General features: G+C 75.5%; 12 protein-coding genes. 5 read left to right on the forward strand and 7 right to left on the reverse strand.

The features are described from left to right. Nucleotides 1-3 precede the first annotated feature (3 nt). Entirely contained in the window at nt 4-1152 is a 1149-nt protein-coding gene (locus EDD39_RS01660; protein ID WP_030462831.1) for an NAD-dependent epimerase/dehydratase family protein, read from the reverse strand. A 191-nt stretch (nt 1153-1343) separates the two neighbouring features. Between EDD39_RS01660 and EDD39_RS01665 the strand changes: the two genes are divergently transcribed. Together EDD39_RS01665 and EDD39_RS01670 are read left to right on the forward strand one after the other, a co-directional pair. After that, nucleotides 1344-2924, forward strand: a complete 1581-nt coding sequence (locus EDD39_RS01665; RefSeq protein ID WP_123553035.1) for a zinc-dependent metalloprotease — start codon at nt 1344-1346, stop codon at nt 2922-2924. After that, entirely contained in the window at nt 2921-3484 is a 564-nt protein-coding gene (locus EDD39_RS01670) for an NUDIX hydrolase (RefSeq protein WP_123553036.1), read from the forward strand. The genes EDD39_RS01665 and EDD39_RS01670 overlap by 4 nt, the downstream gene beginning before the upstream one ends. A gap of 102 nt (nt 3485-3586) precedes the next feature. Here EDD39_RS01670 and EDD39_RS01675 read toward each other — a convergent pair whose 3' ends face one another. Next, a complete protein-coding gene (locus tag EDD39_RS01675; RefSeq protein ID WP_123560041.1) occupies nt 3587-4159 on the reverse strand; it encodes a M48 metallopeptidase family protein in 573 nt (190 codons plus the stop codon). 487 nt (nt 4160-4646) lie between these two features. On the opposite strand from EDD39_RS01675, the gene EDD39_RS01680 reads away from it, so the two are divergent. From EDD39_RS01680 to EDD39_RS01690, 3 genes are all read left to right on the forward strand, one after another. After that, nucleotides 4647-5756, forward strand: coding sequence for a ThiF family adenylyltransferase (locus EDD39_RS01680; RefSeq protein WP_123553037.1), 1110 nt, complete (start codon nt 4647-4649; stop codon nt 5754-5756). Nucleotides 5757-6044: 288 nt separating this feature from the next. Further along, nucleotides 6045-7394, forward strand: coding sequence for an ABC1 kinase family protein (locus tag EDD39_RS01685; RefSeq protein WP_123553038.1), 1350 nt, complete (start codon nt 6045-6047; stop codon nt 7392-7394). Between the two features lie 90 nt (nt 7395-7484). Further along, nucleotides 7485-8618, forward strand: a complete 1134-nt coding sequence (locus EDD39_RS01690; protein ID WP_244256566.1) for a barstar family protein — start codon at nt 7485-7487, stop codon at nt 8616-8618. 20 nt (nt 8619-8638) lie between these two features. Here the strand turns inward: EDD39_RS01690 and EDD39_RS01695 are convergent, their stop codons facing one another. The 5 genes from EDD39_RS01695 to EDD39_RS01715 form a co-directional block, all read right to left on the reverse strand. Next, nucleotides 8639-9709: an aminoglycoside phosphotransferase family protein gene (locus EDD39_RS01695; protein ID WP_123553039.1), complete on the reverse strand. Its 1071-nt coding sequence runs from the start codon at nt 9707-9709 to the stop codon at nt 8639-8641. Nucleotides 9710-9944: 235 nt separating this feature from the next. Beyond that, on the reverse strand, nt 9945-10190 hold the full coding sequence (locus tag EDD39_RS42625) for a hypothetical protein (protein WP_030459980.1): 246 nt from the start codon (nt 10188-10190) through the stop codon (nt 9945-9947). 164 nt (nt 10191-10354) lie between these two features. Beyond that, entirely contained in the window at nt 10355-10723 is a 369-nt protein-coding gene (locus EDD39_RS01705) for a WhiB family transcriptional regulator (RefSeq protein WP_030459979.1), read from the reverse strand. 171 nt (nt 10724-10894) lie between these two features. Beyond that, nucleotides 10895-11311: a hypothetical protein gene (locus EDD39_RS01710; RefSeq protein ID WP_123553040.1), complete on the reverse strand. Its 417-nt coding sequence runs from the start codon at nt 11309-11311 to the stop codon at nt 10895-10897. A 158-nt stretch (nt 11312-11469) separates the two neighbouring features. After that, the gene (locus tag EDD39_RS01715) at nt 11470-13746 is read right to left on the reverse strand and encodes an ATP-dependent DNA helicase UvrD2 (RefSeq protein WP_425269629.1); all 2277 of its coding nucleotides are present in this window, start codon (nt 13744-13746) and stop codon (nt 11470-11472) included. Nucleotides 13747-13780: the final 34 nt, after the last annotated feature.

The raw sequence follows: 13780 nt of genomic DNA on the forward strand, positions 1-13780 counted from the left end.
CGATCAGATCCGGCGGTGCTTGCGGGCCCGCCGGACCAGCGCGGCGGTGCCGATCAGCGCCACCGTCGCCCCGGCCGCGCCCAGGCTGGTGGCGGCCTCCTTGCCGCCCAGCCGCCGCCCGGCCACCGCGTGCTTGCCGGACACCTGGGCGAGCAGCTCGGCCAGCACCTCCTCGTTGGTGTGCCGCGGCCGCCAGCCCGCCTCGTGCAGCCGGCTGCCGGACACCACCCACGGGTACATCGTGTACGCCAGGTCCCCGGCCGGGGCCGGGGTCAGGCCGAGCCGGTGCAGCCGGGCCGCGGTGCCCAGGGCCAGCGAGGCGGGCAGCTCCATCCGCCGGATCCCGGACAGCTCCTCCACGTCCTCCTGCTCCAGCCAGCCGTCGCAGCCGACCGTCACCTCGCCCTCGACCAGGCCGAGCGCCGCGTACTCCAGCGCCGCGGCCAGGTCGTCCAGGTGGCAGAACTGCCAGCACGGGCGGGAGCCGGCCACCACCAGCAGCCGGGGCGCCTCGAAGTGCCGGGTCAGCACGGTGTCGATGCCCGGGCCGACCACCACGGCCGGGCGCAGCACGGTGATCTGCAGCCCCGGGTGGGCGCGCGGGGCGCGCCGGGCCAGGCGCTCGATCTCCAGCAGGTCGCCGACCAGCGACGCCTCCTCGGTGGCCCGCAGCTCGGAGTCCTCGGCCAGCGGGACCTCGTTGTCGGGCAGCGCGCCGTAGACCATCGCGGAGGTGCACAGCACCACTCGGTGCACCCCGGCGGCCGCAGCGGCGGTCACCACGGTCTGCGCGCCGCGCACGTTGTAGGCGCTGCGGGTGCGCGGGTCGGACTCCATGCCGAGGTCCATCGCCAGGTGCACCACCACGTCGACGCCGGCCAGCCGCTCGGCCACCGCCGGGTCGCGCACGTCCAGCACCCGCCACTGCACGCCGGGCACCTCGCCGCGGCGGTCGTCCACCGCGAGCACCCGCCGCACGTGCGGGGAGTCGACCAGCCGCTGCGCGACGCGCTCGCCGAGCACGCCCGCCGCGCCGGTGACGGCCACGGTCAGCGGTCTGCCGCCGTAGGCTGGAGTCGGCGAACCGGCATCGGCCGGCGCACCCTCGCCCTCGGTCAGCCCAGAGCGAACGTCCGAAGGCGGGGAACTCACCGGCCATCCTCCACGGTTAGCTTAAGTGCGGACGTACGAGTGTCACGCACTTGACCATCCTGCCCGAGGCTCGGCCCCGGCGGTGCACCCGGCGCGGTCGCCGCGAGACCATTCAAACCGCTCGGAGCCCCCGGGCGGCAGACTTTCCCGCCACACCACCCGCGTGACGGCCGATCAGATCGAGGACCCCCGTGAGCGACCTCCCCTTCGGATTCGGCGTTCCCCCCGAGGAGCCCGAGGACGGCGAGAACAAGGGCAAGAAGGACGGCGAGCAGGGCGACTCGACCCCGCAGCAGCCGTTCGGCTTCGGCAACGGCAACCCCTTCGGGGCGCTGTTCGGCATGGGCGGCCCCGGCGGCGGGCAGGGCGGGGACAACCCGTTCGCCGCGATGATGGGCGGCTTCAACCCCAACGACCTCGGCGCGGCGTTCCAGCAGCTCGGGCAGATGCTCTCGTTCGAGGGCGGCCCGGTGAACTGGGACCTGGCCAAGAACATCGCCCGGCAGACCGTGGTCGCCGAGCAGCCCGAGGGCAAGACCAAGGACCGCTCGGTCGGCGCGGCCGAGCGCACCGCCGTCACCGAGGCCGTCCGGCTGGCCGACCTGTGGCTGGACTCGGCGACCGAGTTCCCCTCCACCTCCTCCGCGGCGGTGGCGTGGAGCCGCGCCGAGTGGATCGAGGCCACCCTGCCGGTCTGGAAGGACCTGGTCGACCCGGTCGCCGAGCGGGTCGGCAACGCCATGGGCGGCGTGCTGCCCGAGGAGATGCAGGCGATGGCCGGGCCGCTGATGGGCATGATGCGCTCGATGGGCGGCGCCATGTTCGGCACCCAGATCGGGCAGGCGCTCGGCGCGCTGGCCGCCGAGGTGCTCGGCTCCACCGACGTCGGCCTGCCGCTCGCCCCCGCCGGGAAGGCCGCGCTGCTGCCGCAGAACATCGCCGAGTTCGGCGAGGGCCTGAACGTGCCCGCCGAGGAGGTCCGGCTCTACCTGGCCCTGCGCGAGGCCGCCCACCAGCGCCTGTTCGCGCACGTGCCGTGGCTGCGGGCGCACCTGTTCGGCGCGGTCGAGGCTTACGCGCGCGGCATCAAGGTCGACACCTCGCGGATGGAGGAGCTGGTCGGCCAGCTCGACCCGGCCAACCCCGAGGCGCTCCAGGACGCGCTGGCCGGCGGCCTGCTGCAGCCCGAGGACACCCCCGCGCAGAAGGCCGCGCTGGCCCGGCTGGAGACCGCGCTGGCCCTGGTCGAGGGCTGGGTCGACGCCGTGGTGCACACCGCCGCCGCCCCGCACCTGCCGCAGGCCGCCGCGCTGCGCGAGACGCTCCGCCGCCGCCGCGCCTCCGGCGGCCCCGCCGAGCAGACCTTCGCCACCCTGGTCGGCCTCGAACTGCGCCCGCGCCGCCTGCGCGACGCCTCCCGGCTGTGGGCCTCGCTCGCCGACGCCCGCGGCGTCGAGGGCCGGGACGCGCTGTGGAGCCACCCCGACATGCTGCCCACCGCCGCCGACCTGGACGACCCGGACGGCTTCGTGCACCGCGACACCGCGGCGGTCGCCGAGGGCGGCTTCGACTTCGACGCGCTGGACAAGCTGCTCGGCGAGGCCGCGGGCGGCGGGGCGACGAGCTCCGGCTCCGGCTCCGGCTCCGCTGAGGACGTCGGCTCCGGGGCCGGGAAGGCCGACCTGAGCAAGGGCGGCGCGTCCCCCGAGTCCGGCTCGGAGCCCTCCTCGGACGAGGACGGCGAGCAGGGTCCGGAGGGCACCGGCAAGTGACCGACCTCCACGCCGACGCCGTCCGCGTCCTCACCGACTGGGCGCCCGACGCCGCCGGGCAGGACGGGCTGCGCCGCGACTACCTGGCCCACCTGGCCGACCGTCCCGACGGCATGTGGCGGGCCTGCCTGCCCGGGCACATCACGGCCAGCGCGCTGGTCGTCGACCCCGAGGGCGGGCGGGTGCTGCTCACCCTGCACCCGAAGGTCGGGCGGTGGCTGCAGATGGGCGGCCACTGCGAGCCCGGCGACGACACGCTGGCCGCGGCCGCGCTGCGCGAGGCGGTCGAGGAGTCCGGCATCGCCGACCTGGCACTGCTCGCCGTCGACGGCCGCACCGCGCCGGTGAAACTGGACCGGCACCAGGTGCGCTGCGCCGGGAAGGACCGGCCGGAGAACACCCACCTCGACGTGCAGTACGTGGCCCTGGCCCCGGCCGGGGCGCGCGAGCTGATCAGCGAGGAGTCGCTGGACCTGCGCTGGTTCGGCTGGGACGAGCTGCCCGCCGACACCGACCGCTCGGTGCGCGAGCTGGTGGCGACGGCCCGCGGACTGGTCTGACCCCGCGACTCCCCCGGCGTGCCGCGAGGCCCCCGGTCGCCCCTGGCGGGCGGTCGGGGGCCTCGTGTCGTGCGTGGCCGCACCGTCCGGGCGTCCGCCGGGTCAGGTGAGGCGGGCGGGCGGGATGTGCGGCAGGCGGGCGGCGGAGGCGACGCCCTCCAGGTAGCCGCGGGCCCGCTCGGTGCGCGGGTAGGCGTCCAGCAGGGCCCAGAACCCGGGGCCGTGGTCGGGGACCAGCAGGTGCGCCAGCTCGTGCAGCAGGACGTAGTCGACCACGTACTCGGGCATGCCCTGCAGGCGGTGGGAGAGCCGGATGGTGCGCTCGCTCGGGGTGCAGGAGCCCCAGCGGGAGTTCTGGTTGGTGACCCAGCGGACCTGCTCGGGGACGGCCCGGCCGCCCAGGTAGAGCCCGGAGAGCTCGTGGGCGCGGGACTGCAGCGCCTCGTCGCCGAGCGTCCGGCGGCTCTCCTGCGCGGCCAGCTTGTCGAGCATCTGGGCCACCCAGCGCTGCTCCTCGGCGTGCGACATCCGGGCCGGGATCAGCACCACGGTCCGGTCGCCCTCGCGGTAGGCGGAGACGGTGCGGCTGCGGCGGGCGCTGCGGCGGACCTCGACCTTGCTGCGGTCGACGGCGGGCCGCTCGGCGGCGGTGCGCTCGACGCCGGTGCGCTCGATGGCGGTGCGCTCGGCGGCGGCGTGTCCGGTGCCGGTGCGTTCGACGCCAGTGCGTCCGGCGCGCTCCGGGGCGGGCCGCTCGGGGGCGTTCCGGGCGGGGGTGCCGCGGTCGCCCGGGCGGTGCGGGTCGGAGGTGTGCTCGCGGTCGGTTGCGTACTCACGATCGGCCCCGGCGCTGGCATGCGCGCCGGGCGCCGCGGTCGTCGTCCCGGAGGCTGCCCGGGCACGCCGATGCGACGCCGACCGATGGGAGTCCCGTTCGGCTGCCATGGCACAGGACGTTACCCCGTCGCCGTGACAGAAGTCCGGCACCGGGGCGGCGCGGCATCGGGGACCACCCGGGTGCGTTGTCCACAGGCTGTGCACGGCGATGAACCGATCGTCCTACCGGGGCTGTGAACAACGGATTTCCGCCGATCGGGACCGCCGGGCAAGCTGCGGTGACCAGTGATCCCGACGCCGGGGTCCCGACCGTGGGAGGTACCGCATGCGCCCCGTGATCAAGCCCGCCCTGGCCCGGCTCTGGCGGGAGAAGCAGGCCCTGCAGTTCGGCACCGTGCGGCGGCACGCCCGGCTGATCGAGGGCGTCGACCGCAGGCTGGCCGGCTTCCTGGAGCTGATCGACGGCACCCGGGACGGCCCCGCCCTGGTCGCCGCCGGGCAGCGGCTCGGGCTGAGCGCCGAGTACTGCCGGGCGGTGCTCGACTCGCTCGCCAGCAGCGAACTGCTGGACGACGCCCAGGCCCTGCGGGACGTGCTGGAGCTGTACCCACCCGCCCGGCGGGAGCTGATCGGCCCCGACCTGGCCTCGCTCTCCCTGGTGCACCCGGCGCCCGGCGAGGCCGCCGCGGTGCTGCACGGCCGGATCCGGGCCCGGGTCGAGGTGCGCGGCGCCGGGCGGATCGGGGCCGCCGTCGGGGCCGCGCTGGCGGCCGGCGGGATCGGCGAGGTCGCGGTGCTGGACCGCGGCCGGGTCGCCGCCCGGGACTGCGCGCCCGGCGGGCTGCCGCCGGGCGACATCGGGCGGCTGCGCTCCACCGCCGCCCGCGAGCTGGTGCACCGCGTCACCGGTGCCCCGGTCGGCGAGCGCTACCGGCGCCCGCCCGCCGCTCCCCCGCCGCCCACCCTGGTGGTGCTCGCCCCGCGGGACGGCTCCGCCGCGTACACCGGGGCCGCCGTGGACGCCCAGGAGCTGATGCGGGCCGGCATCCCGCACCTGTACACCGGGGTGCTCGAACACCTCGGCGTGGTCGGCCCGCTGGTCGTCCCCGGCGCCTCCGCCTGCGGCAGCTGCGCCACCCTGGCCCGGCGGGACGAGGACGAGGCGTGGCCCCGGCTGCTGGCCCAGCTGATCGACGAGGGCCCCGGCCGGGCCCGCGTCCCGGCCTGCGACGGCGCGGTCGCCACCTCGGTCGCCGGGCTCGCCGCGCTGCACGCCCAGCTGTACCTGGACGGGGTGCTGCCACCGAGCGTGGACGGCTGGTGCGAGCTGTCCGCCGCCGACGGCATGGTGCGGCGGCTGCGGCTGCGCAGCCACCCGGATTGCGGTTGCCTCTGGCAGTCCGCCGCACCGGGGCGAACGGGCACAATGGCCTAGGACGACCCCTGGGGCCCGTTCGGCAGCCCGCGCCCGATCCGTCGCCACCCGCCCGGTGCACCGCTTCCGGGGGCGGGCGGCGGCCCCTCGGGCCCGGAGCGCGCCGGGCGGGTGCCGGGAGCCGCTGTACCGACCGCCGGCGGGGCGCCGGTCGGTCCGGAGGATCAGGAGGTCCGGTGAGCGATCTACCGCGCAAGGCAAGGACCGGCACGGCCCGGCCGGTCGTCCGACCGCGTGCCGGGGCGGCCCCGGCCGCCACCGGCCGCGCCGTCCGGACGGGGGCGGCTGATGTCTGAGATGCCGCGCAAGGCGGTCTCCCGGACGGCCCGGCTGGCGGCCCTGCCGCTGAGCTTCGCCGGGCGGGCCACCCTCGGCCTGGGCAAGCGCCTGGGCGGGCGGCCCGCGGAGGAGGTGGCGGCCGAGCTCCAGGCCCAGACCGCGGAGCAACTCTTCGCCACCCTAGGCAAGTTGAAGGGCGGTGCGATGAAGTTCGGGCAGGCCATGTCGGTCTTCGAGTCCGCCCTCCCGGAGGACGTCGCGGGCCCCTACCGGGCCGCGCTCACCAAGCTCCAGGAGTCCGCCCCGGCGATGCCGACCCGCACCGTGCACGCGGTGCTCTCGGCCGACCTCGGCGAGGGCTGGGCGGAGAACTTCCGCTCCTTCTCCGACCAGCCGTCCGCCGCCGCCTCGATCGGCCAGGTGCACCGCGCCGTCTGGAAGGACGGACGGGACGTCGCGGTCAAGATCCAGTATCCGGGCGCGGGCGACGCCCTGCTCAGCGACCTCAGCCAACTCTCCCGGCTGGCCCGGATGCTGGGTCCGCTGATCCCGGGCGTGGACATCAAGCCGCTGATCGCCGAACTGCGCGAGCGGGTCACCGAGGAACTGGACTACCGGCTGGAGGCGGAGTCCCAGCAGCTGCACGCCCGGGAGTTCGCCGGGGACGCCGACATCCTGGTGCCCCGGGTGGTCGCCCAGTCCGGGCGGGTGCTGGTCACCGAGTGGCTGGAGGGCAAGCCGCTCTCCCAGGTCGTCTCGGACGGCACCCGCGCCGAGCGCGACCGGGCCGGCCAGCTCCTGGCCCGCTTCCTGTTCGCCGGCCCGAGCCGCACCGGCCTGCTGCACGCAGACCCGCACCCGGGCAACTTCCGGCTCGTCAAGACCGGCCGCAGCTCAGCCAGTTGGAAGCTCGGCGTGCTCGACTTCGGCACCGTCGACCGCCTCCCCGGCGGCCTGCCCCGCCCGATCGGCACCTCGCTGCGCCTGGCCCTGGCCGGGGACGCCGGGGCGGTGTACGACCTGCTCCGGCAGGAGAACTTCGTCCGCCCCGGCATCTCGCTCGACCCGGACGCGGTGCTCGACTACCTGCTCCCGATCATCGAACCCACCCGCGCCGAGCAGTTCACCTTCAGCCGTCCCTGGATGCGCACCCAGGCCGCCCGGATCGCCGACCCGCGCTCCCCCGCCTACAACCTCGGCAAGCAGCTCAACCTCCCGCCCTCCTACCTGCTGATCCACCGCGTCACCCTCTCCACCATCGGCGTCCTGTGCCAACTCGGCGCCACCGTCCGCCTGCACGAGGAACTCCTCCGCTGGCTCCCCGGCTTCGCCGAGCCGGAGGCCGACCAGGCCGACTGAGCCGACCGCCCCGCGCGCCCCGGCCCGCAAAACGCTTTGCCCCGGCCGGGGCGCGCGCTGCACGCTGGGCACGGACGAAGGAGGACGGGCGTGCAGCCGGTGGGCCATCGAGAGTGGGAGCGGCCGTTCCCCGTGCGGTACCTGATCGTCGGCGAGGACGAGGACGGCGGGGAACTGCTACTGGGCCGGTGCGCCGCCGTCGAGGGCCTGTTCACCGACCCGGCCCCGCCACCGCGCGAGGTCCTGGTCCTGCGCGGCTGCGCACCGGGGGCGGCAGCCGGGTGGCTCGGACCGGCCCTGATCACCGGCCGGTCGGCCTCCGGGCGGGAGTACTGGTGGGATCTGCTGGACGCCGAACTGCTCGCGGTCGTCCCGCACACCGCCGATCCGACGCTGGTCGACGTGGTGGTCGGGGCAGCCGTCGGTGCGGTGGAGGACTTCCGGTTCGCACGGGATCCTGGTGAGCGCTTCGAATTGACGGCGACCTGGTCCGGGCCGGAGCCGCTCGCGGTGGGTGCGGAAGTCACGGGGTTGCTGGTGGAACGTGCCGGGCCCGGGCGATTGCCGGTGCAGCTGGTCGGCTGTGAGCTGACCGGTCCGCTGCGGGCTCAGTTGGACAGCGGTTACCGGGGCTGGCCCGCGTACGCCGAACTGTGGGCGCTGGACGACACCGGCCGGGTACTGTGCCGGGTCCCGACGGGTCTGGCCATCGACCGGACCTGGCCGTCGGTGCTCGGCGGCGGCCTGCTGGACGTGCTGCTGTCGGTCTCCTCCGATCAGTTGCCGGGCTCGGCGGCCCGCGCGGTCTGGCAGCAGTGGCGGGCCGGGCCGCCGCGGCAGGCGGGCAGTTGGCGCGGGTCGGGCACCGCCGCCAAGGAGGCCTGGCAGACGCTGGCGCTGTACATCTGCGGGCCCGGGCCGGACCGTTCCGGCGGCGAGTACCACCTGGACGGCAGGGAGGTGGAGGACGTCACGGGCCTGCACTGCGCGATCGGTGAGGCGGTGAACGGGCCGGGGGGCTACTACGGGCGGGAGTGGAACGGTCTGCGCGACTGCCTGGGCGGGGGCTTCGGGCTGGTCCCGCCGTTCACCCTGGTCTGGCACGACTTCGCCGTCACCGAGGAGGAGTTGGCCGCCGACCGCGACCCGGCGACCGGTCTCGGTTACCCGGAGGGGGTGGCCCGCGAGCTGGAGCGGCGCGGGGTGACGGTCGTCCGGGCCTGACCGGTGCCGGGGCCGGGGCGTCAGGTCCGTTCGGCGGGGAGCGGGCCCGCGGCGGGCCAGGTGGTGCGGGCGCGGGTGGCGAGGGTGGCGCAGAAGCGGCCGAAGACCGGGAGGGCGGTGTCGGGGCCGGCGAGTTCGGCGACCGCCCGCAGGCGGTGCAGGAGGCGGCGGCGGGCGGTGGCGTTGCCCCAGGTCCAGTCGCCGTGGTGGAGGCGGGACAGGTGGTCGGCGGTGCCGCGTTCGGCCTTGGGGACGAGTGCGTCGCCGCGCAGCAGCCAGCCGGCGCAGGCGTCGGCGAGTTCGGCGGGGGTGGCGGCCTCGGTGCCGGTGGCCGCGCGCCAGGCGGTGCGGTAGGCGGCTTCGGCCTCGGCCAGTACGGGGGCGGGCGGGGCGGTGGAGCACCAGCAAGTGGGGAAGCCGATCCGCAGGTAGGCGAACTCGACCGCGCCGGGGCCGAGCGAGGCCTGCTCGAAGTCGACGAACCGGACGCCGTCGGCGGTGTGCAGGTCGTTGCCGGGGCAGGGGTCGCCGTGCAGCAGGGCGTGCCGGACGGGGGCGGCGGAGAGCCGGTCGAGCAGGGCCTCGGCCTCGGCGCGGGCGCCGGGCGGGGCGGGGACGTCGAGGATCCGGGCCAGGGCGATGAAGCAGCCGAGGTCGCGCCCGGTCGGGCCGGTCCAGGCGGGCAGGTCGGTGCCGGGGGCCGTCCCCGCGAGGTCCTGGAGGTCGGCGGGGGCGCTGGCGTGCAGCCCGGCCAGCGCGGTGGCGTAGTCCTGCTGCCAGCCGGGGCCGGGGGTGCGGTCCTCCAGGCGTTCCAGCACCAGCAGCCGGGCGGCCGGGTCGGTGCCGAGCAGGGCGGGCACCACCGGGCGGCCGGGCCGGCCGGGCCGGGCGGCGAGGGAGAGCGCGGCCGCCTCGCGGGCGTAGCGGTCGGCGGCCCCGGGCGAGGCGACCAGCTGCTTGACCACCACCGGGCGGCCGGCGAGCTCGGCCCGCCAGACCCGGGAGCGCGGGCTGCTGACCAGGCGGCGGACCTTGCGGGGCGGGCCGAGTTCGGTGCGCAGCCGCTCGCCGAGCGGGAGGGAGGACCACATGGGGGCCATCCTTGCACGACCTGTTCGAGCGGCGAACAGCAGTGCGGAGCGGTGGAGTTGGGCCGGGCGGGCCCGGACGGGCATGAATGCGGCGGAACCGGGCGGGCGGGGTCGGACGGCAGGCACCGGGACGCGCCGACGGCCGGCTCCCCCGGGGGCGGGGAGTCGGCCGTCGGCGTTCAGGGGTGTGTCACCGGCGGGGCCTTACGGCCGGCCGGCGGGGGTGGAGCATCCGTCACATCAGGGCGACGGCGAGGGCCTTGCGGGCGCGCAGCGAGGCACGTTCGGCCCGGCGGCGCAGTCGCGCCGCGCGCAGCACCCGCAGGCCGAGGCGTTGCTCCTCGGCCTCGTGGAGGCGTTGCTGCATATGCGCGCGAGCCAGGGATTCTTGGAGGAGATTCATCTCGAGGGTCCTGTTCTGGATCTGGAGTTCGGTGGTCTGCTCGGAGCGGACGGTGGGATCGATGCCGGCGGGGTTCATGTGGTGGTCCTGCTCGTGGTGCGTCGTCGGGAAGGGGCGGGTGAGTGCTGCGTCGGCCTTGGCGGCCGCGATGCGTACCGAGTGGCGCAGAGCGGTGTCCAGCGGGGGCTGCTCTCCCCTGCGGACGGCTCCGGTGCCGCTGCGGTCGGTCCTGGCTGCGGGGTTCACGCCATGACCTCGGTCTTGCGCGGACGGCCACGCGGGCGCTTCCGGGCGACGACGACGCCCTGCACGAAGAGCTCGCCGCCCCAGACGCCCCACGGCTCGCGGCGCTCGAGGGCACCGGTGAGGCAGGCGGCCTTGACGGGGCAGGTGCCACACAGCGACTTGGCGTACTCGACGTCCGCGGGGGTCTCCGCGAAGAAGACCTCCGGGTCGAAGGCCCGGCACGGGATGGGGAGCCCGAGCGAGTCAGCCTCGTCGATGGCGGTGAGCTGCATGAGTGTTACCTCCGGGGGGTCGGCCTGGTTGGCCTTGACGGTCTTGTCGGTCGGTACGGACGGGAGGGGCGGCGGTGTGATGACCGTGGACACTGTGGGCGTCTTCCTCGTCTTCGATGTGGATCCGGCCGTTCCGTGGTGCGGAGCGGTCCGGAGGCCCCGTGGGGCCTGGGTGGGTCTTGCGTACCGGACAAAACAGAAGGGCCGCGGAACCCGGTGGCTGGGTTTCCGCGGCCCTGGAGGCACCGCCCGTGACTGTTTCAGTCAGGGTCGTTCGCTCCAGGGTCCAGGCCCGCGGAAAGCCTGCTGCCGGCCGGCCTCGGCGCCGTGAACGGCGGCTTCGGCCAGGGAGATCTGCTGGTCCTGCTTCTTGCTTCCGGCACCGACGGCGGCCGCATAGCGCCCATGCAGGGCTTCTGCCGCTACTGCCTTCGATGCCTTGGTCGGTCGCTCGTCGGACAGCGAAATGCCGCCGCCGAACGTCGCCCAGTCACGGGAGAGACCTGCCTCGACACGGGTGCCCACAGCATTGCCCAGATCACTGACAGGGCAGTGCTCGGACAGCAGGCGCTCGGCGTTGCCGCCGGCCGTGCCAAGACCCAGAACCGAAGCGCTGACGCGCGAGGGCATGGCGAGGGTGGTCATCAGGTCGGTCACTTTGGTGATCATCTTGGTCTCCACTGAACTCGCCTCCTCTCGGCGTCTCGCGGTGTCCGGTCGCCCGGACTCCGATATCTGGTTGATGGTCGCGCACGCAGAAACAAGCCCTCTGCGAGCTTTGCGGTCTCGTCCCCTTGACCGCTCCGGCAGGCTATTGCGCCGTCCATGCGGCGCGCAAACTATTTTTCCGGCGAGTTCTCAGCCTGGTTGTCGGCTTCGCCCTCGGACGGGGCGGACTCCGCTTCCCGGTCGGTCTCCCCGACCGGTTCCGGACTCTCCCCCGCACACAACAAGAGCACGTCGGCGCCGTACTTGTCCAGCTTCATGGCGCCCACTCCGGAGATCCTGGACAGCTCGGCGAGGCTGCCCGGCACGTCCTCCGCGATGGCCGTCAGGGTGGCGTCGGTGAACACCACGTAGGCCGGGGCGCCCTGTTCCCTGGCCTTGACCGAGCGCCACTCGCGCAGCCGCTCGTACAGCGCCTCGTCCATCGTGGACGGGCAGCCCTCGCAGCGGCGGAGCTTGCGCTCGACGGCGTCGGTCAGGGTGCGGTCGCAGACCCGGCACTTGACCGGGCCGCGCACCCGGCGCGCGGCGGAGCGCTCCGCGCCCGGCTCGACTCCCCCGCGCCCGCCGCGGGTGCGCGCGCCGGGGCTGCCGGAGCCGGGGCGCAGGCCGTCCAGGAAGCGGGTGGGCTTGCGGGAGGCGCGGCCGCCCGGGGAGCGGGAGAGCGACCAGGAGAGGGTGAGGAAGCGGCGGGCCCGGGTGACGCCGACGTACAGCAGCCGGCGCTCCTCCTCGACCTGCTCGTCGGTCTTCGCGTAGATGATCGGCAGCGTGCCCTCGGTGAGGCCGACCAGGAACACCGCGTCCCACTCCAGGCCCTTGGCGGCGTGCAGCGAGGCCAGCGTGACGCCCTCGACGGCGGGGGCGTGCTGGGCGGCGGCCCGGGCGTCCAGCTCGGCGACGTAGGCGGCGAGGTCGGCGCGCTCGCCGGCCGCGGTGCGGGCGGCCTCGAACTCCCCGGCGAGCCGGACCAGCGCGTTCAGCGACTCCCAGCGCTCGCGGACCGCGCCGGAGCCGGCCGGCGGGGTGGCCGCGAAGCCGCGGGTGGCGAGCACCGCGCGGACCTGGGCGGCGAGGTCGGGCGCGCCGGCCGTCAGCGGGTCGTCGGCGGCCCGGGCGGCGCCCTTGAGCAGCACGCCGGCCTCGCGGACCTCGGGGCGTTCGAAGAACCGCTCGGCGCCCTTGAGCTGGTAGGCGATGCCGAGGTCGGCCAGGGCCTGCTCGTACACCTCGGACTGGCTGTTGGTGCGGAACAGCACGGCGACCTCGCTGGCCCGCACGCCGGTGCCGAGCAGGTCGCGGATCAGGCGGGCGGTGGACTCGGCCTCGGTGGGCTCGTCCTGGTACTCGCGGTAGACCGGCTCGGGGCCGGCCTCGCGCTGGGAGACCAGTTCCAGCCGGTGCTGGGCGGCCTGGCCGCGGGCCTGCGAGAGCAGCCCGTTGGCCAGGTGGACCACCTGCGGGGTGGAGCGGTAGTCCCGGACCAGCTTGACCACGGTGGCGCCGGGGTGGCGGTGCCGGAAGCCGAGCAGGTGGTCGGGGGTGGCGCCGGTGAAGGAGTAGATGGTCTGGCTGGCGTCGCCGACGACGCAGAGGCTGGCGCCGCCGTCGCCGCCCGTCCACTGCTCCAGCAGGCGCTGCTGGAGCGGGGAGACGTCCTGGTACTCGTCGACGGTGAAGTGCCGGTACTGGGAGCGGACCCGGTCGGCGATCTCCGGGCGGTCCTCCAGGATGGCGGCGGTGAGCAGCAGCACGTCCTCGAAGTCGATCAGGCCGCGCTGGCGCTTGGCGTCCTCGTAGGCGGCGTAGACCCGGGCGGTCTCCGCCGGGTCCCGCGGGGCCTCGCGGCCGGACTTGGCGAGGGCGGCGGGGTAGTCGTCGGGGACGACCTGGGTGACCTTGGCCCACTCGATCTCGGCCGTCAGGTCGCGCAGTTCGGTGCGCTGGACGCGCAGGCCGCTGCGGCCGGCCGCCTCGGCGACCAGCTGGACCTTGCGCTCCAGCAGCCGGGGCAGCTCGCCGCCGACGGCGCGCGGCCAGAAGTACTGGAGCTGGCGCAGCGCCGCGGAGTGGAAGGTGCGGGCCTGCACGCCGTCCGCGCCGAGCTGGCGCAGCCGGCCGCGCATCTCGCCGGCCGCGCGGGCGGTGAAGGTGACGGCGAGGACCTGCGAGGGGTGGTAGACGCCGCTGCGCACGCCGTAGGCGATCCGGTGGGTGATGGCGCGGGTCTTGCCGGTGCCGGCGCCGGCCAGCACGCAGACCGGGCCGTGCAGGGCGGTGGCCACGGCGCGCTGCTCGGGGTCGAGCCCGGCCAGCACCGCGTCCGCTCCGGTGGGGGCGGGGCCGTACTGCGCGTGGGGGTCGTCGAACCCCAGGAGGTCTTCCTGCATGCCCTCCATCCTCGCAGGCGCTCCGGACAGTTCG

The sequence above is a fragment of the Kitasatospora cineracea genome, from assembly GCF_003751605.1.
Classification (GTDB): domain Bacteria; phylum Actinomycetota; class Actinomycetes; order Streptomycetales; family Streptomycetaceae; genus Kitasatospora; species Kitasatospora cineracea.